20 protein-coding genes are annotated in these 23,079 nt (G+C 71.5%); 7 read left to right on the top strand and 13 right to left on the bottom strand.

From position 1 onward, the window contains the following. Positions 1-55 precede the first annotated feature (55 nt). Positions 56-919, top strand: coding sequence for an AraC family transcriptional regulator (locus Q9R33_RS17730; protein ID WP_310243792.1), 864 nt, complete (start codon positions 56-58; stop codon positions 917-919). A 151-nt stretch (positions 920-1,070) separates the two neighbouring features. Here Q9R33_RS17730 and Q9R33_RS17725 read toward each other — a convergent pair whose 3' ends face one another. Both Q9R33_RS17725 and Q9R33_RS17720 read right to left on the bottom strand, forming a co-directional pair. Beyond that, the gene (locus Q9R33_RS17725) at positions 1,071-1,643 is read right to left on the bottom strand and encodes a YdeI/OmpD-associated family protein (RefSeq protein ID WP_310243790.1); all 573 of its coding nucleotides are present in this window, start codon (positions 1,641-1,643) and stop codon (positions 1,071-1,073) included. Between the two features lie 9 nt (positions 1,644-1,652). Further along, entirely contained in the window at positions 1,653-3,152 is a 1,500-nt protein-coding gene (locus Q9R33_RS17720) for a PLP-dependent aminotransferase family protein (RefSeq protein ID WP_311294566.1), read from the bottom strand. A 69-nt stretch (positions 3,153-3,221) separates the two neighbouring features. On the opposite strand from Q9R33_RS17720, the gene Q9R33_RS17715 reads away from it, so the two are divergent. Then, entirely contained in the window at positions 3,222-4,235 is a 1,014-nt protein-coding gene (locus tag Q9R33_RS17715) for an aldo/keto reductase (protein WP_311294565.1), read from the top strand. A gap of 703 nt (positions 4,236-4,938) precedes the next feature. On the opposite strand, the gene Q9R33_RS17710 is transcribed toward Q9R33_RS17715, so the two are convergent. Then, positions 4,939-5,748: an HAD-IIA family hydrolase gene (locus Q9R33_RS17710; RefSeq protein WP_056366099.1), complete on the bottom strand. Its 810-nt coding sequence runs from the start codon at positions 5,746-5,748 to the stop codon at positions 4,939-4,941. A 40-nt stretch (positions 5,749-5,788) separates the two neighbouring features. Here Q9R33_RS17710 and Q9R33_RS17705 point away from each other — a divergent pair, with 40 nt between their 5' ends. Continuing rightward, on the top strand, positions 5,789-6,733 hold the full coding sequence (locus Q9R33_RS17705; RefSeq protein ID WP_311294564.1) for an SDR family NAD(P)-dependent oxidoreductase: 945 nt from the start codon (positions 5,789-5,791) through the stop codon (positions 6,731-6,733). 127 nt (positions 6,734-6,860) lie between these two features. Here the strand turns inward: Q9R33_RS17705 and Q9R33_RS17700 are convergent, their stop codons facing one another. The 6 genes from Q9R33_RS17700 to Q9R33_RS17675 all read right to left on the bottom strand — a co-directional run bounded on the left by Q9R33_RS17700 (position 6,861) and on the right by Q9R33_RS17675 (position 12,874). Continuing rightward, entirely contained in the window at positions 6,861-7,514 is a 654-nt protein-coding gene (locus Q9R33_RS17700; RefSeq protein ID WP_311294563.1) for a metal-dependent transcriptional regulator, read from the bottom strand. 24 nt (positions 7,515-7,538) lie between these two features. Continuing rightward, positions 7,539-8,846, bottom strand: coding sequence for an Nramp family divalent metal transporter (locus tag Q9R33_RS17695; RefSeq protein ID WP_056366767.1), 1,308 nt, complete (start codon positions 8,844-8,846; stop codon positions 7,539-7,541). A gap of 195 nt (positions 8,847-9,041) precedes the next feature. Then, the gene (locus tag Q9R33_RS17690; RefSeq protein ID WP_310243775.1) at positions 9,042-9,452 is read right to left on the bottom strand and encodes an ATP-binding protein; all 411 of its coding nucleotides are present in this window, start codon (positions 9,450-9,452) and stop codon (positions 9,042-9,044) included. Beyond that, the gene (locus Q9R33_RS17685) at positions 9,442-9,774 is read right to left on the bottom strand and encodes an STAS domain-containing protein (protein WP_056366114.1); all 333 of its coding nucleotides are present in this window, start codon (positions 9,772-9,774) and stop codon (positions 9,442-9,444) included. The genes Q9R33_RS17690 and Q9R33_RS17685 overlap by 11 nt, the downstream gene beginning before the upstream one ends. Next, positions 9,771-11,729: a glycosyltransferase family 2 protein gene (locus Q9R33_RS17680; RefSeq protein WP_311294562.1), complete on the bottom strand. Its 1,959-nt coding sequence runs from the start codon at positions 11,727-11,729 to the stop codon at positions 9,771-9,773. The genes Q9R33_RS17685 and Q9R33_RS17680 overlap by 4 nt, the downstream gene beginning before the upstream one ends. Next, entirely contained in the window at positions 11,726-12,874 is a 1,149-nt protein-coding gene (locus Q9R33_RS17675; RefSeq protein WP_157549360.1) for a PP2C family protein-serine/threonine phosphatase, read from the bottom strand. Before Q9R33_RS17675 ends, Q9R33_RS17680 begins: the two co-directional genes overlap by 4 nt. A gap of 257 nt (positions 12,875-13,131) precedes the next feature. Between Q9R33_RS17675 and Q9R33_RS17670 the strand changes: the two genes are divergently transcribed. Next, positions 13,132-13,776: an RNA methyltransferase gene (locus Q9R33_RS17670; protein WP_056366120.1), complete on the top strand. Its 645-nt coding sequence runs from the start codon at positions 13,132-13,134 to the stop codon at positions 13,774-13,776. 9 nt (positions 13,777-13,785) lie between these two features. Here Q9R33_RS17670 and Q9R33_RS17665 read toward each other — a convergent pair whose 3' ends face one another. From Q9R33_RS17665 to Q9R33_RS17655, 3 genes are all read right to left on the bottom strand, one after another. After that, on the bottom strand, positions 13,786-14,997 hold the full coding sequence (locus Q9R33_RS17665) for an FAD-dependent oxidoreductase (protein ID WP_311294561.1): 1,212 nt from the start codon (positions 14,995-14,997) through the stop codon (positions 13,786-13,788). Further along, a complete protein-coding gene (locus Q9R33_RS17660) occupies positions 14,994-16,055 on the bottom strand; it encodes a semialdehyde dehydrogenase (protein ID WP_311294560.1) in 1,062 nt (353 codons plus the stop codon). Before Q9R33_RS17660 ends, Q9R33_RS17665 begins: the two co-directional genes overlap by 4 nt. A 91-nt stretch (positions 16,056-16,146) precedes the next feature. Next, positions 16,147-17,466, bottom strand: a complete 1,320-nt coding sequence (locus Q9R33_RS17655; protein WP_311294559.1) for an MATE family efflux transporter — start codon at positions 17,464-17,466, stop codon at positions 16,147-16,149. Between the two features lie 220 nt (positions 17,467-17,686). Here Q9R33_RS17655 and Q9R33_RS17650 point away from each other — a divergent pair, with 220 nt between their 5' ends. The 3 genes from Q9R33_RS17650 to Q9R33_RS17640 all read left to right on the top strand — a co-directional run bounded on the left by Q9R33_RS17650 (position 17,687) and on the right by Q9R33_RS17640 (position 21,969). Then, positions 17,687-19,651: a M13-type metalloendopeptidase gene (locus tag Q9R33_RS17650; protein ID WP_311294558.1), complete on the top strand. Its 1,965-nt coding sequence runs from the start codon at positions 17,687-17,689 to the stop codon at positions 19,649-19,651. A 64-nt stretch (positions 19,652-19,715) separates the two neighbouring features. Next, a complete protein-coding gene (locus tag Q9R33_RS17645) occupies positions 19,716-20,627 on the top strand; it encodes a serine hydrolase (protein ID WP_056366135.1) in 912 nt (303 codons plus the stop codon). A gap of 229 nt (positions 20,628-20,856) precedes the next feature. After that, positions 20,857-21,969, top strand: coding sequence for a 5-methyltetrahydropteroyltriglutamate--homocysteine S-methyltransferase (locus Q9R33_RS17640; RefSeq protein ID WP_311294557.1), 1,113 nt, complete (start codon positions 20,857-20,859; stop codon positions 21,967-21,969). Positions 21,970-22,104: 135 nt separating this feature from the next. On the opposite strand, the gene Q9R33_RS17635 is transcribed toward Q9R33_RS17640, so the two are convergent. Continuing rightward, positions 22,105-23,070: a VOC family protein gene (locus tag Q9R33_RS17635; RefSeq protein WP_310243755.1), complete on the bottom strand. Its 966-nt coding sequence runs from the start codon at positions 23,068-23,070 to the stop codon at positions 22,105-22,107. Positions 23,071-23,079 lie beyond the last annotated feature (9 nt).

The following is a 23,079-nucleotide window of genomic DNA, read 5'->3' as shown; positions in this document are numbered from 1 at the left end:
CGGATCGTGGCGATGACCTGGACGATCCGACGGCCATCCGTGACAGGATGCCGGAGTGGAGCGTGCGGAAGGCTTCGAGCGGGAGCGGCTGAGCGTCGTCCCTCGTCCTCTCGTCGACGCTGCGCTCGCGCGGCCGGTCACACGGCGCATGCTGGTGACGGATGCCGGGTACTTCCCGCGTGCGAGACACCATGGACGACACCGCCCCGGTGGGGCGGCGGAGACGATCGTGATCGTGTGCGTCGCCGGGTCGGGATGGGTGGAGGCGGAGGGCGTCCGCACGCGGGTGGGGAGTTCGACGGCGATCGTCATCCCCGGCGGTGTGGCCCACTCGTACGGCGCGGATGCGACCGATCCCTGGACGATCTGGTGGTGCCATGTGCGCGGGAGTGACGTGCTCGAGCTCACCGAGGCGGCCGGTATCCGTCCCGACCGGTTGACGCTGTCACTGCGCCAGGTCGAGCGCGTCACCGCCCTGCTCGACGAGATCTCGATGTCGCTCGCTCTCCAACCGACGCCGGCGCGTCTCATCGCGACGTCGGGAATGGCGTGGCGCCTGTTCACCCAGCTCGTCGTCGATCGTGCCCTTCCGAGCGAGGGTGCGCCCGTCGAGCGTGCGATGCGCTATCTCGAGGAGCGTGTCGACGGGCGCGTGCAGGTCGCGGAGCTCGCCGCCATGGTCGGGGTGTCGCCGTCGCACCTCGCCGCGCTGTTCCGCCAGGCCACCGGCGGCGGTGTGCACGCGCACCACCAGGCCCTGAAGATGGCGCAGGCCCGGGCGCTGCTCGACACGACGGATCTGCCGGTCGCCGAGGTCGGGCGCCGGGTCGGGCTGGACGACCCGTTCTACTTCTCGCGGCAGTTCCGCCGCACGCACGGCATGAGTCCGCGCGCCTACCGCGAGCAGCACAAGGGCTGACGGGCGTCCGGGGCCGGGTCGGCCGTCGGGGCGGTTCGGGATCAGTCGCGCTTGCCGCGGCCCCGCCACCACTGCCAGATGATGACCGTGAGCGTGCCGAGCGTGATGATCGCGGCGGTCACCAGGAGCAGCGTCTGCTCCGTCTCGGAGATCACGGGCGCTTCCCTTCCGCGGCGTCGGCCACGAGCTTCGCAACGCGCGCGGCGCGGGTCTCGGGGCGCCGCGCCATGTCGACGTGGGAGATTCCCAGCTTGCGGCTCGAGGGCGGGAACGCGTCCCAGGCGGTGCGCGCAGCGGGCGCGGCGTCGAGCGCTGCGGCGAGGTCGTCGGGCTCGCGGAGCGCCTCGGCGTTGTCGAGCACCGTCCACGCGCCGTTCGCCTTGGCGACCTCGACCGCTCGGTAGCCGGCCTCGGTGATCAGGCCGGCCTCTTCGAGCTCGATGAGCCGCGCCTTGTTCGTCGCCGCCCAGCCGCTCGTCGCGCGCCGCGGCGCGAACCACAGGCCGCCGCGCTCGTCGTCGAACGAGCGCACCGGGCCGTCGATCCACCCGAAGCAGAGTGCTTGCAGGATCGCGTCCTCGTACCCGATGACCTCGAGGTCGGAGCCCGGTCGCGCCCGCACGAGCCACGCGCCCTTGGAGGTGCGATGGTTGGCGTCGAGCCACGCGCGCCAGGCCGCAGCATCCGTCACTTCCACCATCTCGCCGTCGTCGAGCGCACCCATGCCGCGACCCTACCGGGAGCCGGTGACGTCGCGCGCGGCGACCTCGCGCACCGTGTCGGCGAGAAGGCGCACGGCCTCCTCGACGAGGGGATCGGCGAGGTCGCCGTACCCGAGAACGAGGCGCTCAGGCGCCGGTGCGTCGGGTGAGACGCGGTAGCGGCGGATGTCGGTGAGAGCGAGCTCGCGGGGCTCGGCCGTGCGCACCACCTCGGCCGCGCGTACCCCGGGTGGCAGCTCGAGCACCACATGAAGCCCCGCCGCGATGCCCGACACGCGGCACTCGGGCATCGCGCGTTGCAATGCCGCGAGGAGCGCCTCGCGCCGGCGCCGGTAGCGGGTGCGCGCGCCGCGCAGGTGCCGGTCGAGGCCGCCGGAGATGAGGAAGCGGGTGAGCGCGAGCTGGTCGAGCGTCGACGGCGCCGCCGATCCCGCGTCGCGCACGGCGTCGCGCAGCCACGGCGGCAGCACGAGCCACCCGACCCCGAGCGCTGGCGTCGCGGTCTTGCTGAGGCTTCCGGCGAGCACGACGCGATCGGGTGCCATCGCCTGCAGCGCGCCGATCGGGCGCCGGTCGTAGCGGAACTCGGCGTCGTAGTCGTCCTCGACGACGACCCCGTCGCGGGCGCGCGCCCAGGCGACGAGTCCCTCGCGGCGCTCGGCCGACAGGGGCACCCCCGTGGGGAACTGGTGCGCGGGTGTCACGAGAGCGGCGCGCGCGCCGGTGCGGACGGATGCCTCGACCAGCGCCGCGACGTCGATCCCGCCGTCGTCGACGGGAACGGGCACCGACGTGAGCCCCTCCGCCGCGGCGACCTGCCGCATGCGCTGCCACGATGGATCCTCGACGAGCAGCGCGGTGTGGCCGAGGGTGCGCAGTGCCCGGGCGACACGGCGCATGCCGTCGGCGGCGCCGTGCGTCACGAGGACGGCGTCCGCGTCGGCCCGCGCGAAGCGCGACCGCGACAGGTAGGCGGCGAGCGCCGCGCGCGCAGCCGGCACGTCGCCGTCGAGCCGGAACAGCTCGGTGTCGGGGGTTTCGGTCAGCGCCTCGGTCATCGCGCGCAGCCACAGCGCGCGGGGTGCGTTCCGCAGGTCGGGGACGCCGGGGGCGAGGTCGTAACGGGGCCGGCGCAGCGGCTCGACATGCTCCGGCTCGGGTCGCGAAGCGGTGGCGCGCACAGTCCCCACGCCCTCTCCACGCGCCGCCGGCGCGTCGCGCGGAGCCTCGGGGCGCGTGGGCCCAGCGGCGACCCGCGTCGCCGACCCGGTCCGGGCCTCGAGGATGCCCTCGGCCGTGAGCCGCCCGTACACCTCCGTGACCACCCACCGCGAGACGCCGAGCGACGTCGCGAGCAGGCGGCTCGGGGGAAGTGCGGCGCCGGACGCCAGGCGGCCGGTGGCCACAGCATCCCTCACCGCCTGCTCCAGCCGCACGTGGCGCGGGCCCTCGTACGCGGCGAGGTCGAGCAGCGTCTCCCACGCGACCGGATTGGTCTGGGTTTCTGCCATGGAATCGGATCGTACTCCCAGACCGCTCGCGATCCACGATGGGAACACGAACCACGGAAAGGGCACATCATGCAGTTCCGCACCATCTCCAACGGCACGACCTCGTTCGAGGTCTCGACCCTCTGCCTCGGCACCATGTTCTTCGGCACGCGCACCGACAGCAGGACGTCGCTCGAGATCCTCGACCGCTTCGCCGACGCCGGCGGCACCTTCGTCGACACCGCGAACAACTACAACGCGTGGGTCGGCGGGCACGGCCGCGACAGCGAGGACGTGCTCGGCGCGTGGATCCGCCGCCGCGGGGGACTCGGCGACGTGCGCCTGGCGACCAAGCTCGGCGCCGCGAAGAAGGACCCCGCGCTGCCGCTGCAGAACGTCGAGCCGACGAACTTCCAGGGATTGTCGGCCGAGGTCGTCGCCCGCGAGGCGCGCCTCAGCCTGCAGCACCTCGGCGTCGAGCGCATCGATGTGCTGTACGGGCACGTCGACGACCGCGAGACGCCGATCGCCGAGACGGTCGCCGCCTTCGGACAGCTGCAGCGCGACGGACTCGTCGGCATCTCGGGCATCTCGAACGTCGCGCTGTGGCGCCTCATCGAGGCGCGCGACGAGGCGCTGCGGCAGGGCGTCGACCCGTACGGCGTCGTGCAGCAGGGCTACAGCTACGTCTACCCGAGCCCGGGCTTCGGGCGCACCAACGACGTGTCGGTCGAGCTCCTCGACTACGCCGCCGCCGCGGGAACCGACGGACGTCCGCCGCTCACGATCACGGCGTACTCGCCGCTGCACCAGGGCGCGTTCGCCCGCGACGACAAGCCGATGTGGGCACCCATGCGGCACGCGTCCAACCGCGAGCGCGTGCGCGCGCTGCACGACGTCGCGGCCGAGATCGGTGCGACGCCGAACCAGGTCGCGCTGTCGTGGCTGCTCGGCGCCGAGGTGCCGGTGATCCCCGTGGTCGGCATCTCGAGCGTCGCGCAACTGGAGGAGGCGCTCGCCGCGTCGGAGCTCGTCCTCGACGCCGACGTGCGCGCCCGCCTCGACGCCGCCGACCTCGACGTCCGCGCCGCGGTCGCGGCCTGACCGGTGCGGCGGGCGCTGTGCCCGGCGCAGGGCCGCAGCATCCGTCTCCTCATTTGAGGTCGTGGGCCGAGGTGAGGGTCGGGCGCGGCGTATCGGTCCGCATCTCGGCGCTGATCCTCAAATGAGGACCAGGGCTTGCGCCCGCAAGACCGGGATCGCACGACGGAGTCGCGACCGAACTCGCGGGAGTGCAGCATCCGCCTCCTCATTTGAGGTCGTGGGCCGAGGTGAGGGTCGGGCGCGGCGTATCGGTCCGCATCTCGGCCCTGCTCCTCAATTGAGGACCGGAGCTTGCGCCCGCAAGACCGGGATCGCACGACGTAGTCGCGACCGAACGCGCGGGAGTGCAGCATCCGCCTCCTCATTTGAGGTCGTGGGCCGAAGTGAGGGCCGGGCGCGGCGTATCGGTCCGCATCTCGGCTCTGCTCCTCAAATGAGGACCAGGGCTTGCGTCCGCAAGACCGGGATCGCACGACGTAGTCGCGACCGAACGCGCGGGAGTGCAGCATCCGTCTCCTCATTTGAGGTCGTGGGCCGAGGTGAGGGCCGGGCGCGGCGTATCGGTCCGCATCCCGGCTCTGATCCTCAAATGAGGACCAGCGGCTGGCACAGGGATGCTGCGGGCGGGGGCGGGCGCTGCGGAAGCCCGCCTCAACTTCTGGGGGAACGGATGCCTCGGGCCGAGGCATCCGTGTTCCCCGTGCTACAGCAGCTCGGGGTCTTCGGACTCGACGGGCTCGTGGTCGAGGAGGTCGGCGACCGAGTCCAGCACCTCGTCGGGGCGGAAGGGATAGCGGGCGATCTCGGCGGCGTCGCTGATGCCCGTCAGGACGAGCACGGTGTGCAGGCCTGCCTCGATGCCGGCGACGACGTCGGTGTCCATGCGGTCGCCGATCATGCCGGTGTTCTCGGAGTGCGCGCCGATGCGGTTCAGAGCCGAGCGGAACATCATCGGGTTCGGCTTGCCGACGACGTAGGGCTCCATGCCCGTCGCCTTGGTGATGAGCGCCGAGATCGCACCCGTCGCCGGCAGCACGCCCTCGGTCGAAGGGCCGGTGGCGTCGGGGTTGGTCGCGATGAAACGGGCGCCGGCGTTGATGAAGCGGATCGCCTTCGTGATCGCCTCGAACGAGTAGTTGCGGGTCTCGCCGACGACGACGTAATCGGGATCGGTCTCGGTCATGATGAAGCCGGCCTCGTGAAGCGCCGTCGTCAGGCCCGCCTCGCCGATGACGAACGCCGAGCCGCCGGGCATCTGCGACTTGAGGAAATCGGCGGTGGCCAGGGCCGAGGTCCAGATCGACTCCTCCGGCACGATGAGGCCGGAGGCCCGCAGCCGGGCCGACAGATCGCGCGGCGTGAAGATCGAGTTGTTGGTGAGAACGAGGAACGGCACACCCTGATCGGTCCACTGCTGCAGCAGATCCGATGCCCCGGGGATGGGGGTGTTCTCGTGGACCAGCACGCCGTCCATGTCGGTGAGCCAGCATTCGATGTCCGCGCGGGTCCGCATGCGTCAAGACTAGGCGGCGGGCAGGCGTAGGGTCGTTCCCGTGACGTGGGACCCCCGGACCCTCCCAGACCTTTCCGGACGCGTGTACCTCGTGACCGGATCCAATGCCGGCCTCGGTTACTTCGCGTCCGAGCAGCTCGTGCGCGCCGGTGCGCACGTGCTCATGTCAGCGCGCCATCCGAACCGCCTGTCGGCCGCGCGTGCGGCGATCCGCCGCCGGGTTCCGGATGCTGCACCCGACGCGACCGAGCCGCTCATCCTCGACACCTCGAACCTCGCCTCGGTGCGCTCCGCCGCCGCGAGCGTGCGGGGCAAGGGCGCCCTCGACGGCGTGCTGCTCAACGCCGGGATCGTCCACGCCCCGAAGTCCCGCGAGACCACGATCGACGGGCACGAGGTCGTGTTCGCGACCAACGCCCTCGGCCACTACGCGCTCGCCGGAGAGCTCCTGCCGGCTCTCGCCGACGCCCACGGGCGCATGGTGTGGGTGGGGAGCATGTCGACCTCGCTCACGCCGTACGACCCGGTCGACCCGCAGCTCGTCGACGACTACACGGCCTGGCGCGCGTACGTGCAGTCGAAGGTCGCGACGACGGCGCTCGGGTTCGAGGCCGACCGGCGCCTGCGCGCGGCCGGCATCCCGGTCGCGAGCGTCGTCGCCCACCCGGGCTACTCGACCGGCGGCCGCACGCCCGGCATCGTCGGCGTCAACGAGCCGTCGCGCGCCAAGCGCTTCCGCGACAACCTGCAGGCGGCGATGGCGCAGTCGAAGGAGCACGGCGCCTGGCCGCTCGTGCGGGCCCTCACGGATCCCGAGGTCGAGGGCGGCGAGTTCTGGGGCCCGCGCACCGGCTCGCGCGGCGAGCCCCGCAAGCAGACCCCCTCGAAGATCACCCGCGACCCGGTCGTGGCCGCGCGCCTCTGGGACGTCGCCGAGACCGCCACGGGCGTGCGCTGGCCGTTCGAGGTGACGGCGCGCCGCTGACCCGCGCGCACAGCATCGGAGGTTCTGGGCGGCACGCCGGCGCGCAGCATCCCGTCCCCGGCGTGTCGTCGTGAATCTCCGATTCTGTGTCGGGACACGCATGCCGCGACCCCGGCCGACACTCGCGTCAGGCGCTGAGCCAGACGGCGTCGGCAGCGGCGTCGGGAAGCGACACCGACGCGGTCCCGATGCCCTCACCCATCGTTAAACGCAGGGTCGCAGCATCCGTCACCGTCACGGTCGCGCCGACAGCCACGCCGGCCGACTCGACGGCCCGCAGCAGCTCCGGGTCGCGGTCGCTCACGCGCAGCACGCGGCCCACGTGTCCGACCGGCGCGGTGGCGAGCAGCACGAAGGGTTCGCGGTGGACCTGGCCCGCAGCATCCGGGATCGCGTCACCGTGCGGGTCGAAGCGCGGCCTGCCGAGCCGCTCGTCGATGCCCTCGAGCAGCCGGTCGCTGATCGCGTGCTCGAGCACCTCCGCCTCGTCGTGCACCTCGTCCCACGCGTAGCCGAACTCGCTCACGAGCCACGTCTCGATCAGGCGGTGACGGCGGATGATCGCCGCCGCGCGGAGCTCACCCTTTTCGGAGAGCGCGATGGGCCCGTACGGGCGATGCGTGACGAGACCCTGGGCGGCGAGCTTCTGGACCATCTCGGTGACGCTCGACGGTGCGAGGCCGAGCTCAGCGGCCAGCTGCGACGGCGTGATGCGGTCGTCCTGCCACTCGGTGTGGTGGTAGATCGTCTTCAGGTAGTCGTCGATCGCAGGGGAGGCCACGGTTTCAGGGTACCGGGCGGCCTTTCACGCGCCCGTCAGCACCAGGTACAGCAGCACGCCGTTGAGGGCGATGAGGAACACGGATGCTGCGATCCCCGCGATCGTCGTCCACACGCGGTTGCGGTACCCGCCGAGCACCTCGCGGTTGGCGGTGAGCGCGACCAGGGGGATGAGCGCGAACGGGATGCCGAACGACAGCACCACCTGGCTCAGCACGAGGGCGACCGTCGGGTCGAAGCCGATCGCGAGGATCGCGAGTGCGGGGATCAGCGTGACCAGCCGGCGGGCGAGCAGCGGCACGCGGATGTGCAGCAGGCCGTGCATGATCTCGGCGCCGGCGTATGCGCCGACCGACGTGCTGGCCAGGCCGCTGGCCAGAAGGCCGACGGCGAACAGCGTGGCGACGAGCGGCCCGAGGCCCGCGTACAGCGCGGCGTACGCACCCTCGAGCGAGTCGGTGCCGGGGACGCCGGCCAGATTCGCCGCCGCGAGCAGCAGGATGCAGAGGTTCACGGTGCCCGCGATCAGCATCGCGATGGTGACGTCCCATTTGGTCGCGCGCAGGAGGCGACGGGTGGGGATGCCGCGCAGCTCGGCCAGCGTCGGGTCTGCCGGGGCCCCGATCGGGGCGTCGGCAGCGCGGGAGCCGCGCGGCATCAGTCGGTCGCCGCCGAGCGCCCCGCCGGCCGGCGCCGGGGCGAAGCGGTCGCGCGCCAGGGCGCTGTGCGCGTAGATGGCGTGCGGCATGATCGTTGCGCCGAGGATCGACGCCGCCAGCAGCACCGAGTCGGTGCCTTCGAAGCGCGGCACCAGGCCCGCCACCACGCTCGCGCCGTCGGGCGGGGCGACGAAAACGCCGAACGAGAACCCGATCGCGATGATGGCGAGCAGGCCGATCACGACGAACTCGAACGTGCGCGGACCCCGCCGCGACTGGATGAGCAGGAGCGCGATCGACACCGCGCCGGTGATCGCGCCGCCCCACAGCAACGGGACGCCGAAGAGGAGGTTGAGAGCCACGGCGCCGCCGATCACCTCGGCGATGTCGGTCGCCATCGCGACGAGCTCGGCCTGCAGCCAGTACGCGCGGCGGCCCCAGCGGTTGCCGATGCGGTGGCCCAGGGTCTCGGGGAGGCTGCGGCCGGTGACGATGCCGAGCTTGGCCGACAGGTACTGGATGAGCCAGGCCATCACGTTGCCGAGCACCACGACCCACACCAGCAGGTACCCGTACCGGGCGCCCGCCGTCATGTTGCTCGCGACGTTGCCGGGGTCGAGGTACGCCACCCCGGCCACGAGCGCCGGGCCGATCAGCCATGCGAGGCGCGGCATCGACAGGCGTCGGCTCAGGAGCGGCGTCGGCGTGCTGACATCCTCGGCAGTTTTCGGCATGCCGAAAACATACCCTGTTTTCGGCGCACCGAAAAGACTGCGACGGCACAGTCAGCCGGCGAGACGAGGGAACTCGGCTGAGACCGGGGACGCGGTCCTGCGTCTCGGTGAGAGTCCCCTGTTTCGGGGTGCGGGTCAGTCGCGGCGCAGGCGGCGCAGCCGCCAGACGTTGCCGCGCTCGGTCTCGTGGACGAGTTCGTCGAGGGTGGCGAGGGCGATCGCGAGCCCTCGTCCGGACTCGGCGTCGGAGCCCGGCATCGAGACCGAGCCGAGGTCGATGAGGGCGGGCTCGGCGGTGTCGGTGAAGACCGCCGAGAGTGCGTCGGCGTCGGCCTCCAGTTCGACGGTCACGTGGACGGGCTCCCGCGCGAGGGCGTGCTCGGCGACATTCGTGGCGACTTCGCTGACCGCGAGGCGGAACAGCATCGCGTCCTCGTCGCCGACGTCCGGGAAGCGGCGGAGCAGCTCGTCGAGGGCATCGTGCACGCGGTCGACGAGCGCGTCGTCGGCCACGCCTTCGAGGCGGATCGTCGGCTCAGTCGCCATCGAACGCCGACTCCGGCGTCGGGTGATCGCGCAGCACGCGGTCGAGGTTGGTGAGCTTGAGCACGCGGCGCACCGGCTCGGTGGCGGCGGCGATGCGCAGGTCGCCGCCGGCGAGCCGGGCCGACTTGAGGCCGCCGATGAGCGCGCCGAGCCCGGACGAGTCGACGAACTCGGTGCCCGACAGGTCGACCACGATGCGCGTGCTGCCGCCGCCGACGAGGTCGTCCACCGCCTTCTTGAGCCGGGGCACGGAGGTCGCGGTCAGCCGGCCCTCGGGCCGGACGACGGCGAACGCCTCGCCGGGTGTCACGATCAGATTCACGCTGCCTCCTCGGGCTCGGGGACGGGCCGCGCGGGCCCGCGGTACAGGGCGGCCTGGACGATGACGCTCAGCACGGCCAGGTCATAGATCACCCACACCGTGTTGACGAGCGTGCCCGTGCCGTCGGCGGTTCCGACCGCCAGGCGTGACAGGCCGAGCACGAGGGCGAGCGCGAGCACCACGATCGCCGTCAGCTGCGGCCAGATCTCGCGCCACGGCGGGCCGGACTCGTCGCGGCCGTCCTTTCTGGTGACGGCGAAGCCGAGGGGGCGCTTCAGCACGACGTTCGAGAACGCCGACGTGCATGCCTTGATCCACACCGGGAAGAGCGCCAGCGCGTACTGCTGGCCGCGCCACGTCTTGATGCCCTTCGCCACGACGAGGAACAGGATCTGGTTGATGATGAAGTACGGAAGGAAGCGCGCGAAGAAGTCGACGCTCCACGCGGTGACCGGCATCACTCCGAAGACGAGGTAGATGACCGGCGCCGCGAGATAGACGATCGCGGTGAATCCCGACAGGTAGCTCCACATCGTCGCGAAGTACATCAGCCGCTGGCCCGCCGACAGGCCCTTCTTCGCGAGCGGGTTGTCGCGCAGCATCACCTGGAGGGTGCCCTGCGCCCAGCGCAGTCGCTGCGTGAGCATCGTGCGCAGGTCCTCCGGGGCGAGCCCGTGCGCCAGGATCTCGTGGTGGTAGACGCTCTTCCAGCCGAGCGAGTGCAGCTGCATCGCCGTCGCCATGTCCTCGGTGACCGAGATCGTGGCCATCGGCTGCACGGGCTGCGCCTCGTCGGGGCGGTCCACGCGGAGCGCGTCGAGCAGTGCCGACACCGAGTCGATGGCGCCGAGCGGCGACAGCTCGCGCGCGGCGAGGGCGTCCAGGCCCGCGTCGTCGATGACGATCGCGTCGAGCTCGGCATCGCGCTGGACCGGCAGCTCGCCGATCGACGCGAGATCGGCGCGCATGCGCGACAGGTCGCCTCGCACCAGCTCCCGCGAGGCCGTGTCGACAGCGGATTGCACGCGGTAGGTGACATCCGCGATCGGCTCGCCCTCGTCGAGCCGGGCGCGGGCCTGCGTGACCTCGCTGCGCAGCACCCGCAGCTGCTGACGCACGGCGGGATCGGCGTCGCGGTCGCGCGCCGCGTGGGCGAGCAGCGACTCGGAGGCCTTCAGCGTGCGCGCCGTGGACTGCTCGAGGCTGCGGACGTACCCGACGATGCCCAGCTGCATGAGTGCGTCGCGGCGCAGCACGGCGTTCGAGCCGCAGAAGAACGCCGCGTTCCAGCCGTCCTTGCCTTGCTGGATGGGGCCGTAGAACAGCGGCGCCTGACTGCCGAGCGGATCCGCGTCATCGACGTTGACGAACCACTGCGGGGTCTGGACGAGGGCGACCTCAGGGTCGTCGGCGAAGTAGCCGAGGGTGCGGTGGAGGATGAGCGGATCGGGCACCTGGTCGGCGTCGAGGATCAGGAGGAACTCGCCCTCCGTCTGGAAGAGCGCATTGTTGAGGTTGCCGGCCTTCGCGTGCCGCGGCTTGCCGGCCCAGTCGGCGGAGCGCGTGATGTAGCCGACGCCGAGCCGGCGGGCCGCGGCGGCCATGTCGGGTCGCGCACCGTCGTCGAGGATCCACGTCTCGTGCGGGTAGGCGATGGACTTCGCAGCCCGGGCGGTCGCGATCACCATGTCGACGGGCTCGTTGTATGTCGTGATGAGCACGTCGACCGTGCCCTCGGGAGGCGAGGTCGGGGCCGGGCGCTCGCGGGCGCGCCACATCGTCGCCGAGAACAGGAAGGTGTCGATGAGGCTGTAAGTCTCGGCGATCACCAGCGGCACCGCGATCCACCACGCCGCCCAGTTCACCGAGTCGAGCCAGCGCCAGACGATGTAGTTGACGCCGAGCAGCACCGACAGCAGCGCCAGGATGCGGATCCAGACGAAGCGTGCGCTCACGCATCCCTCCTCACGACGAGCACCGTGACGTCGTCGGGCGCGCCGCGCCGCGCGGCGAGGGCCGTCGCCTCCTGCACGGCCCCGGCGGGGCCGAGATCGCGCAGCGTGTCGTGCACGTGACCGAACGGGTCGTCGGCGTCGAGCACGTCGAGCAGGCCGTCGCTGCAGACCATGAACACGTCACCCGGATCGAGCTGCGCCGCCGATGCCGTGCGGGTCTCGTCGAATCCCATGCCCAGCGGCAGGCCCGTCGACCTCAGCGGCTCCCACGTCCCTCCGGCGCGCAGCACGAACGCGAGGCTGTGTCCCGCGTCGACGAAGGCCATCCTGCCGGACGCGATGTCGATGTCGGCGGCGACGGCGGTCACGAAGATGTTCGACCCGCCGATGTCGTCCTCGAGCATGCGGTCGATCTCGCTCACCGCCTGGGTGAGCGGGCGCTCCGGGGCGGTGCGCAGCGAAGCGCGCACAGCGGAGGCGATGATCGCGGGCCCCGCACCCTTGCCCATGACATCGGCCAGGGTGACCCGCAGCCGCCCGTCCACGACCTGCCAGTCGTAGACGTCGCCGAGCAGATGCCCCGCCGGAGCAGCCGCGGCGGCGAGCGTGTAGCCCGGCACCTCGGGCGTGCGCGCGGGGAGCATCGCGCGCTGGACGACGGACGCGTAGTCCAGCTCGCCCCTGTCCATGATCTCGGCCTGCACCCACAGGGCGAGTTCGCGCAGCAGCTCCCTGCCGCGATCGTCGAGGGTGCGCGGCTCGGTGTCGACGATGCACAGCGTGCCGACCTGCTCTCCGCCCGGCGCTCGCAGCGGATGCCCGGCGTAGAACCGCAGGTGCGGATCGCCGACCACGAAAGGGTTCTCGGCGAACGTGTCGTCGGTGGTGGCATCCTCGACCACCAGCGTCCCCTCCTGCCGGATCGTGAGGTCGCAGAAGGAGTCGGCGCGCGGCGCCTCGTGGCCGCCGAGACCGATCTGCGCCTTGCGGAACTGCCGGTCGCCGTCCATGAGCGTGACGCTCACCATGGGGACGCCGAACATCTCCTGAGCCAGCCGGGCGACGCGGTCGACGCGTTCATCCGGTGGGGTGTCCAGCACCCCGAGTGCTTCGATGGCGCGCTGACGCTTCTGATCGTCGAACAACTGGCCCCCCGGTCGTACGGTCTTTCCCAGTATGACCGGCGTGCGCTTTCCGAGTCGAGCCGAACCACGCAGTGAGACGAGATCGGTCGGCCACACGCCGTGCGAGCCGTCCGTCGGCACGTCCGCGACGGCCGCCGCACCCCTGATCGCCGAGAAGGGTTCGCGATTCAGGATGGATGCCGCGTGACGGCGCCATGGCGCTCGCTGCGGGCGTCCGGTCCTGCGTTGCGAACCGCAGCGCGGGATAGCCTGGGCCGGTGAACCCGCCCGAGCAGAGCGCCGAGCCCGCCGAGCCGACGCTGCCGGTCGGCGTGGGGCCGTGGCCGGGTGGTCCGGACGCGTGGCCCGACGATCCGCGGTACGACCGCGAGCTGCTCGCGAACGGCGACGCCCGCAACGTCGTCGACCCTTATCGGTACTGGACGATGGACGCCATCGTCGCCGACCTCGACACGCGCCGCCATGCGTTCCACGTCGCGATCGAGAACTGGCAGCACGACATGAACATCGGCTCGATCGTGCGCAGCGCCAACGCGTTCCTCGCCGCCGAGGTGCACATCATCGGCAAGCGCCGCTGGAACCGCCGCGGGGCCATGGTGACCGACCGCTACCAGCACGTGCGCCATCACGAGACCGTCGAGGCGTTCACCGCGTGGGCGGATGCCGCGTCCCTGCCCGTGATCGCGATCGACAACGTCGAGGGGTCGCTGCCGCTGCCGGCCGCCGACCTGCCCGAGGCGTGCGTGCTGCTGTTCGGCCAGGAAGGACCCGGGCTGTCGCCCGAGGCGCTGGCGGCAGCATCCGGAACCGTCCAGATCGAGCAGTACGGTTCGACCCGCTCGATCAACGCGAGCGCCGCCGCGGCCGTCGTCATGTACGAGTGGTGCCGCCGCTGGGCGTGAGCCCGGGCCTCAGGCGGGAGACGTCGTCAGTCCGGAGACGGGCTGAGGCGGGGTCGTCACGGCGTGCCGACGCGGCGTGAACGCGAAGCGTGAGAGGTCCGCCACGACGCCCGCTGCCCGCGAACGCGACGGCATGAAGCGGAGGAAGAACACGAGGCGCAGGATCCACGCGAGTGTTCCGGTGAACGGCACCCCGTACAACTCCGAGATGCCGCGACCGAAGCCGAACGAGGCCGCGCGCCCGAGCCCGCGGTAGGTGAAGCGCCCCGCCGTCCGTCCGCTCAGTCGCCCTGCGATCGCGCGGCCGATGTGGTCGCCGCCCTTCATCGCCCACAGCGCGTTGGCGGGCACGGGCTCGCCTGTGACGGGATGCTCGACCCGCGCGCCGTCGCCCGCCGCCCACACGCCGTACCGGACCGCGAGCGTCGGCTGCGTGCGCAGGCGACCGCGTTCGTCGCGCCAGGGGTCGAGCCCGGGGATGCGCACGGGACGCTGGCCGGTCGTGGCGACGACCGTCGCCGTCGGGAGGGCCGAGCCGTCGGAGAACCGCGCCGCGGTCGGCGTGACCTCGGTGAGCCGAACGCCGGTCACCACCCGCACCCCGAGTCGTTCGAGTTCCCGCGCGGCGCGAGCCGCCAGCCGTGGCTGATCGGACCACTCGCCGACGAGGCGACCGCGGGAGTGCACGAGGGTGACGGGATGTCCGCGGTCGGCGATGGCCGCCGCCAGCTCGACGCCCGCGATCCCGCCGCCGGCGACGACGACCGGCGATCCGGGAACACCCGCGAGGTGGTCCGCGAGTTCGGCGATCTCGTCCGGGCCGCGCAGGGCGTAGCCGTACTCTGCGAGCCCGGGGACCTCGGCGACCGGCTCTCTCGCTCCGGTGCCGACCACGAGATGGTCGTAGGCCAGCGTCTCGACGTCGCCGTCGTCGTGGTGCCGGTACGACACCGACCGGCCCGCGGCGTCGATGCGCACCGCACGGCCCTCGATGATGCGGGCGAGCGGCAGCGCCTCGGCCAGCGGCGTGGCCACGCGGTCGCGGTCGATCATCCCCGCCAACAGTTCGCCGGTGAAGCCGTGGAAGCGGTGCGCGGTGTCGGCCGAGATGACCACGATCTCGAGGTCGCCGCGCCGCAGTCGTCGCCCGGCACGACGCGCGAGGGTCGCGTAAGCGTGGAGGGTGACGTAGCCCCCGCCCAGCAGCACCACGCGGGTCATGCGATCACCGTCGCGCGTCGCTCGAGCGCCACCGGTGCGCCGAAGCTCGTCGGGGCGGCCGCGCGGAAGCCGAGATGTGCGAGTCGGGCGGCCCGAGCACGGATGCCGTCGATCTGCTCGAGCGTGGGGTTGCCGATCGAGAAGTGGCCGCGGTGACCGGTGAGGGCGAGGATCGCCGTCTCGGCGAAGCAGGCGTAGGAGCGGCCGTCAGGCAGGCCGATCTCGCCACCCGTGAGCCGCAGGCTCGGGATCGAGACGATGCCGCCGTCGACGACGAGCACATCGGGCCGCGCGGTGGCGAGGGCGGGCGACGTGTTGCGCGGCTGGGTCGCGTCGAGCACGGTCGCGCCGGGCGCGAGGTTGTCGGGGCCGAGGATCGTGTCGGCCGAGGCGGTGAGGAGCACGACCAGGTCGGCGCCCTGGACCGCATCGATCGAGAGCGCGACCGTGACATCGACGTCGCCGGCGACCGACGCCGCGAGCGCTTCCAGGCGCGGTGCGGTGCGGGCGATCAGCGTCAGACGTGCCTCCGCGGGGTCGCGGGCGAGCAGCTTCGTGACCGCGCTGCCCACGCTGCCGCTGGCGCCCACGATCGCGATGTGCGGACGCGTCGTGCGTGCCGAGACGTGGGGGAGCAGCATCCGGATCTGGTCCTCGACGATCGCCGCCGTGAACGCGTTGCCGTTCGTCACCCCGATGTCGGAGCGTCCGCGCAGGGTGGCTCCGCCGGCCGTCACCGTCGCGGTGAGCGCGCCGAGCCCCACGACGTCTGCGCCGAGTGCGGCGCCACGGTCGACCGCGCGGGTCACGCGCCGCCGGCCGCCCTCGACGTCGGAGAGCAGATGGCGTGCGCCGAAGGGGACCAGCACGACGTGGCCGACGCGCTCGCCGCCGATCTGCACGCCGGCCATCGTGATCGGCGGCAGCGGCAGGCGCCGCAGCGCGGCGTCGTAGACGGACTCCGGCACCAGTCCCAGCGGCCGCCATGCGCGAGCGAGGTCCTCGCGCAGACGCGCACGAGGGTGGACGGTGAACGCGAATGTTCCGGTGCCGGACACGGGAGGCTCCTTCCGGCGGCCGCGGATGGACGCCATGTGACTCAGGAGCGGTCGGCAGCGGGGGTGATACGTCGGTGCGCGGAACCGGGCGTCAGGCCTCGACGGACAGCCAGGCCGAGCCGCGCACGCGCCAGCCGAGGGTGACGAGCCGGGCGAGCATGTACACGCCGAAGAACGCCACCGCGAGCCACGCGAGCCCGGCCGCCCCGACGGGATGCAGCCACGCGACGAGCGCGAGCGCGGGGACGAAGGGCACGAGGTTCAGCACGCCGACGATCGCGAGGTACTTCGCATCGCCGGCGCCGATGAGCACGCCGTCGAGCACGAACACGACTCCGCACACCGGCTGGGCGATCGCGAGCACGATGAGCGCGGGCTGGACGAGGGTGGCGATGCCGGCGTCGCCCGTGAACGCCAGCCCGATGACGCCCGACAGCGCCCCGATGATCGCACCCGTGATCACGCCGAACCAGGCACCCCACGCGACGGTGCGGCCGAGCACGCGGCGAACGAGCGGCGTGTCTTCGGCACCGAGACCCTTGCCGATGAGCGCCTGCGCGGCGATCGCGAGCGCGTCGAGCGCGAAGGCTGCCGTCGAGAAGATCGTGAAGGCGACCTGCCAGCCGGCGAGCTCGACCGTGCCGAGCCCGGTCGCGACGGCGACCGTCGCCAGCAGCGCGAACCGCAGCGACACGGTCCGCAGGAACAGCCAGCCGCCGGAACGCGCAGAGCCGCGCACACCCTCGCGCTGAGGGCGGATGGATGCCTCGTGCCGCCGCGCGAGCCTCCCGACGACGACCGCGTACGCGGCGACCATGCCCCACTGCGCGACGACGGTGCCGATCGCGGAGCCCGCGATGCCCCACCCGAAGCCGTAGATGAAGAGCCAGTTGAGCAGGGCGTTCGCGGCGAAGCCGAGTCCGGCGATCCACAGCGGCGTCACGGTGTCCTGCATTCCGCGCAGGAGACCGGTCGCGGCGAACACGACGAGCATCGCGGGAAGGCCCCACATCGAGATGCCGAGGTAGATCTCGGCCTGCTGGGCGACCTCCGGCGTCGCGCCGAACAGACCGACGAGCAGCGGCGTCGCGACGTAGCCGACGAGCGCGAGCACCGCTCCGAGGCCGAGCGCGAGCCAGATGCCGTCGATGCCGACCGACACCGCACGGGACGGGTCGCCGGCGCCGAACCGGCGCGCGACGGCGGGCGTCGTCGAGTAGGCGAGGAACACCATGAGCCCGACGATCGTCTGCAGCACGGCAGACGCGATGCCGAGCCCGGCGAGCGGCACGACGCCGAGATGACCGACGAGCGCCGAATCGACGATGAGGAACAGCGGCTCTGCGATCAGGGCGCCGAGCGCCGGCACCGCGAGCCGCAGGATGTCGCGGTTCAGGGTGTCGGTCGTCACCCCTCGAGCCTAGGAGGCGGCGCCGACGCCGGGGCGCAGCATCCGTCGATCCTCAATTGAGGACGAGAGCCGGGATGCGGGCCGATCCTCGCCGTTGCATCCGCAACTCGGCAACAGTCCTCAACTGAGGAGCGAGCAGGCTTCATCACAATGTCGTCACGAGCGGCGATCCGGCCGCTCCCGAGAGTTGTCCAGGCTTCGGGCGACTACCCTGGAACGCATGACCGATGCCCCCCGCTCCGGTCTCGCGCTCGAGGAACTCAGCGCCGAGATCCGCCCCCAGGACGATCTGTTCCGCCACGTCAACGGCAGCTGGCTCGAGCGGACCGAGATCCCGGAGGACAAGGCGCGGTGGGGCTCGTTCCACCTCATCGCGGAGCAGGCCGAGAAGGACGTGCACGCGATCGTCGAGGAGTCGCAGCAGGCCGAGCCCGGCACCGAGGCCCGCAAGATCGGCGACCTCTACACGAGCTTCATGGACACCGAGCGCATCGAGGCGCAGGGTGCGGCCCCGCTGGCGGACTCGCTGGCCCGCGTCGAGGCGATCGAAGACATCCCCGGGTTCCTGCGCACGATCGGCGAGTTCGAGCGCGACGGCATCGCCGCCCTCATCCACCTCTACTTCGAGCCCGACCCGGGCAACCCCGAGCGCTACGTGCCGTTCTTCATCCAGGGCGGCCTGTCGCTGCCCGACGAGAGCTACTACCGCCTCGACAACTTCCAGGAGACGCGCATCGCGTTCCGGACCCACGTGCAGCGCATCCTCGAGCTCGCGGGCGTGGCCGAGGCCGAGGCATCCGCAGATCGCATCGTCGCGATCGAGACGGAACTCGCCACCCACCACTGGGACAACGTCTCGAGCCGCGACGCGGTCAAGACGTACAACCTCAAGACGTGGGACGAGGTCCAGGAGCTCGTCGGCGTCGACCTGACGCCGTGGCGCGAGGGCGCGGCCCCCGACCACGCCGACGCGTTCGCCGAGATCAACGTCTACCAGCCGAGCTTCTTCGAGGGCCTCGGCGCCCTCCTCGTCGAGGACCGCCTCGAGGACTGGAAGGCGTGGCTGCGCTTCGCGGTCGTGCACTCCGGCGCCCCGTTCCTGTCGGAGGAGTTCGTCGCCGAGAACTTCGGGTTCTACGGCACGCAGCTGACGGGCGTCCCGGTGAACCGCGAGCGCTGGAAGCGCGGAGTCAGCCTCACCGAGGCCGCCATGGGCGAGGCCATCGGCCGCGTCTACGTCGAGCGCCACTTCCCGCCCGCAGCCAAGGAGGCGATGGACGAACTCGTCGCCAACCTCATCGAGGCGTACCGGCAGTCGATCGCCGAGCTGGAGTGGATGAGCCCCTCCACCCGCGAGCGGGCGCTCGCGAAGCTCGACGCGTTCACCCCGAAGATCGGGTACCCGGTGAAGTGGAAGGACTACTCCACCCTCGAGATCGCGAGCGACGACCTCATCGGCAACGTCCGCCGTGCCCACGTGTGGGAGCACGACCGCCAGCTCGCCAAGGTCGGCCAGCCCATCGACCGCGACGAGTGGTTCATGACGCCGCAGACCGTCAACGCGTACTACAACCCGCTGATGAACGAGATCGTGTTCCCGGCGGCGATCCTGCAGTACCCGTTCTTCGACGTCGAGCGCGACGCCGCCGCCAACTACGGCGGCATCGGCGCGGTCATCGGCCACGAGATCGGCCACGGCTTCGACGACCAGGGCAGCCGCTTCGACGGGGACGGGTCGCTGCGCGACTGGTGGACCGACGACGACCGCGCCGCCTTCGAGGAGCGCACCAAGAACCTCATCGCCCAGTACGACGCCCTCGTGCCGCAGGGGCTCGCCGAAGACAACAACGTCAACGGCGCGCTCACCATCGGCGAGAACATCGGCGACCTGGGCGGACTCGGCATCGCGATCAAGGCCTACGCCCTGTCGCTGGGCGATGCCGAAGCCCCGGAGCTCGACGGCTTCACGGGCATCCAGCGACTGCTGCTGAGCTGGGGACAGATCTGGCAGCAGAAGGGACGGGATGCTGAGACCATCCGTCTGCTCACGATCGACCCGCACTCGCCCAACGAGTTCCGGTGCAACCAGATCGTGCGCAACATCGACGCGTTCTACGACGCGTTCGGTGTGACCGAGTCGGATGCTCTCTGGCTCGACGAGGATCAGCGCGTCACCATCTGGTGACGGCCGGGCCGCGTGCGGCCCGATCACCCCGCAACAACGTCAAGGGGAGGGAAACTCCGTGGGCATGGAGCCCAAAAAGGATGCCGAGTCGCTGCGGGGGGCAGGGCGGAGCACCGGTAGGCGGCTGCCGAAGAGGGCAGCGGCCGGTCGTCGTTCGTTCACGTCGACGCTGAAGGCGCTCGACGATCTCGCCGCATCCGGGGCCAAGATCTCGGTGCGCATCACCGACCTCGACCGGGGGACCTCCGTCCTGTCGGGCGACGACTTCGTGACGCTGCCCGTCGCCGGGCTCGGCGTCGTGCCGCTGCTCATCGAGGTCGCCGCCGCGTTCGAGTCGGGGCGCCTCGAGCCGCTCGAGATCATCGACCGCGCGCACATCGAGCCGGTCGGCGTCGGGGGAGTGTGGCAGCATCTCAAGGCGCCCGCCCTGCCCCTCATCGACCTCGCCGTGCTCACCGCGTCGACCGGCGACGCGCTCGCGGCCAATGCCCTGCTGACGCGTGTGGGCATCCCGGCCGTGCGCGCTCGCATCGAGGAGCTCGGACTCGCCCGCTCGGCGCTGCTCGACCGCTTCCGCGACGAGCGCGGGCCCGACGACGCCCCGCACTTCGCCCTCGGCTCCGCGCGCGAGCTGGCCGAGGTGTTCGCCGCCCTGGTGAACTCGCAGGTCGTCTCGCCGAGCGTGAGTGCCCAGGTGGCGGAGTGGCTGAGCCTCAACCACGACCTGTCGCTCGTGGCATCCGCCACCGGACTCGACCCGTTCTCGCACGAGAACGACGAGCACGGGCTGCTCTTCATCAACAAGACCGGCCGGGATGCCGGCATCCGTGTCGAGGCGGGTGTGCTGGCGGGCCCCCGCGCCGGAGTGTCGTACGCGCTCATCGTGTGCTTCGACGACCTGTCGATCTCGCACCGGCTGCGCGCGCACGAGGCGTTCCGCATCCTCGGCACCGACCTCATGGAGTACGTGTTCTAGACCGGTGTGCCTCGCCGTCGGCGGTTCCCCCGGCGGACCGGGCATTCGGTGAGACGACAGCCTGCAGACGAGACCATGGGGTTCACCCAGGGTCTCGTCCGCCGACTGTCGTTTCACGCGGCGGGGTGGGGTCGCGTGGCGGCGGGGTCGCGCGACGCGGCGGGGGCGGGGATGACGCCGGGTGACGAGTGAGTACCTATGCCGGGAGGGATCGGCTACGCTCGCGAGGGTGTCAACACCGCCGTTCCGCGCCGACATCGTCGGCAGCTTCCTCCGTCCCGCTGAGCTCGCCGAGGCCCGTCGCCGGTTCGCCTCCGGTCAGATCGACGCTGATGCGCTGCGCGTCGCGGAGGAGACGGCGATCGCCGAGCTCGTCGTGCGCGAGGCCGACGCCGGCCTGAAGCTCGCGACGGACGGCGAGTTCCGCCGCTCGTGGTGGCACTTCGACTTCTTCGGCCTGCTCGACGGCGTCGAGATCGTCGAGCTCGACCACGGCATCCAGTTCCAGGGCGTGCAGACCAAGCCGCGCGGCATCGAGATCTCGGGCAAGATCGGCTTCAGCGACACGCACCCGTTCCTCGACCACTTCCGCTCGCTCAAGAGCCTGCTCGAGCGCACCACCGGCGCGGTGCCGAAGTTCAGCATCCCGGCGCCCACGGTGCTCGACTTCCGCCTCGAGCCGGGGCACCTCGAGGGTTCGGGTTACGACAGCCGCGACGACATCGTCGACGACCTCGTGCAGGCGTACCGTGACGCGGTCGCCGCGTTCTACGACGCCGGTGCCCGCTACCTGCAGTTCGACGACACCGCGTGGGCGTACCTCTGCTCGGAGGTCGAGCTCGAGAAGGCGCGCGAGCGCGGCATCGAGACCGACGGCATCGCCGAGCGCTACTCCGGCATCCTGAACCGCATCCTCGACGGCAAACCCGACGACCTCACGATCACCACGCACGTCTGCCGCGGCAACTTCCGCTCGACGTGGATCTCGTCCGGCGGGTACGAGCCGGTCGCCGAGCAGCTGCTCGGCAACACCGCGTACGACGGCTACTTCCTCGAGTACGACAGCGAGCGCGCCGGCGGCTTCGAGCCGCTGCGGTTCCTGCCGGAGGGCGACAAGACGGTGGTGCTCGGGCTCATCACGTCGAAGAGCGGCGAGCTGGAGAACGTGGATGCTGTGAAGCACCGCATCGACGAAGCAGCGGCGTTCGCTCCCCTCGAGCAGCTCGCCCTCAGCCCCCAGTGCGGCTTCGCCTCGACCGAGGAGGGCAACGTCCTCACCGAGGACGAGCAGTGGGCCAAGGTGCGCGAGGTCGTCGACATCGCCGCCGACGTCTGGCGCTGATCCGGCCCGTCCCGGCCCCGCCTCTGTGAGAGGTTCGGGGCGCAGTCCGTCCGTTGGGGCGCAGATACTCCGCCCCAACGGAGAATCTGCGCCCCAAACCCGGGAAGAACCTCTCGCGACGGTGCGACGGTGGGCTCAGTTGCCCGGGGCGTCGACCACGGGGGTGCCGTGGGTGTGGAAGGTCTCGATCGTCTTCATGCCCCAGGCCTGGCCCTTGCGGCGCTCGGCCTCGGTCCACTCGACGACGGGCTGGTCGGGGTCCAGCAGCAGGCGGGCGCCGGCGTTCGCGAACTCGATGCGGTTGCCGCCGGGCTCCCAGACGTAGAGGAAGAACGTCTGGTTGATCGCGTGCTTGTGAGGCCCTGACTCGATGTGGATGCCGTTCTCGAGGAAGATGTCGGCGGCCTTGAGGATGTCCTCCCGCGTGTCGGGGGCGAACGCGATGTGGTGCAGGCGGTTGCCGTGGCGGGTCCAGTCGTCGGAGTAGACGACGTCGTACGACTTGAGCGAGAAGTGGAACCACCACGCCGCGAACCTGCCGCTGTCGAGCCGGATGCGCTCGGACTCGCGCATGCCGAGGGCGTCGCGCAGGAACGCCCCGTTCGCCTCGACGTCCTTCGCGAGGTAGTTGATGTGGTCGAGGCGGCGCGCGTTGACGCCCCGGCCGGGGAAGCGGGAGGCCTGGTTCTTCAGCGCCGGCCGGTCGTCGTCGCCGGCCTGGTACCGCTCGGCCTCATAGAAGATCGACATCGCGTGACCGTCGGGGTCGGTGAACCCGTAGGTCGGCCCGCAGCCCACGTCGCCGTCGGTCCACCCGACGCCGAGCCCGGCAGCCTCGATGGCGGCGACGCGCCGCTCCAGCGCCTGCGGGGACGATGCCCGGAACGACGTGCGGCCCACGCCCGCAGCATCCGATGCCGTGAGCTTGATCGTATAGAGCTGGTACTCGTCCCACGTGCGCAGATAGACCGCGTCGCCGTCCTCGGCGACGACGCGCATCGCCAGCAGATCCTCGAAGAACCAGCGGCTCTCGGCGGGGGTGGGCGTCAGCAGCTCGACATGGGCGAGGTGGGCGACGTCGAACGACGTGTCGGCGGTCATGAGGCGTCC

The organism is Microbacterium sp. PRC9, from assembly GCF_031844125.1.
Lineage (GTDB): Bacteria > Actinomycetota > Actinomycetes > Actinomycetales > Microbacteriaceae > Microbacterium.
This window is presented reverse-complemented; position numbering and strand designations above follow the sequence as displayed.

Excerpts from the sequence above, each read along its gene's own strand:
- Q9R33_RS17725 (WP_310243790.1), bottom strand. The coding sequence starts at position 1,643 with ATGGGTGCGCTCGACGACGGCGAGATGGTGGAAGTGACGGATGCTGCG.
- Q9R33_RS17645 (WP_056366135.1), top strand. The coding sequence starts at position 19,716 with ATGGAGCCCAAAAAGGATGCCGAGTCGCTGCGGGGGGCAGGGCGGAGC.
- Q9R33_RS17665 (WP_311294561.1), bottom strand. The coding sequence starts at position 14,997 with ATGACCCGCGTGGTGCTGCTGGGCGGGGGCTACGTCACCCTCCACGCT.
- Q9R33_RS17635 (WP_310243755.1), bottom strand. The coding sequence starts at position 23,070 with ATGACCGCCGACACGTCGTTCGACGTCGCCCACCTCGCCCATGTCGAG.
- Q9R33_RS17720 (WP_311294566.1), bottom strand. The coding sequence starts at position 3,152 with ATGGCAGAAACCCAGACCAATCCGGTCGCGTGGGAGACGCTGCTCGAC.
- Q9R33_RS17690 (WP_310243775.1), bottom strand. The coding sequence starts at position 9,452 with ATGGCGACTGAGCCGACGATCCGCCTCGAAGGCGTGGCCGACGACGCG.
- Q9R33_RS17650 (WP_311294558.1), top strand. The coding sequence starts at position 17,687 with ATGACCGATGCCCCCCGCTCCGGTCTCGCGCTCGAGGAACTCAGCGCC.
- Q9R33_RS17695 (WP_056366767.1), bottom strand. The coding sequence starts at position 8,846 with ATGCCGCGCCTCGCATGGCTGATCGGCCCGGCGCTCGTGGCCGGGGTG.
- Q9R33_RS17715 (WP_311294565.1), top strand. The coding sequence starts at position 3,222 with ATGCAGTTCCGCACCATCTCCAACGGCACGACCTCGTTCGAGGTCTCG.
- Q9R33_RS17710 (WP_056366099.1), bottom strand. The coding sequence starts at position 5,748 with ATGCGGACCCGCGCGGACATCGAATGCTGGCTCACCGACATGGACGGC.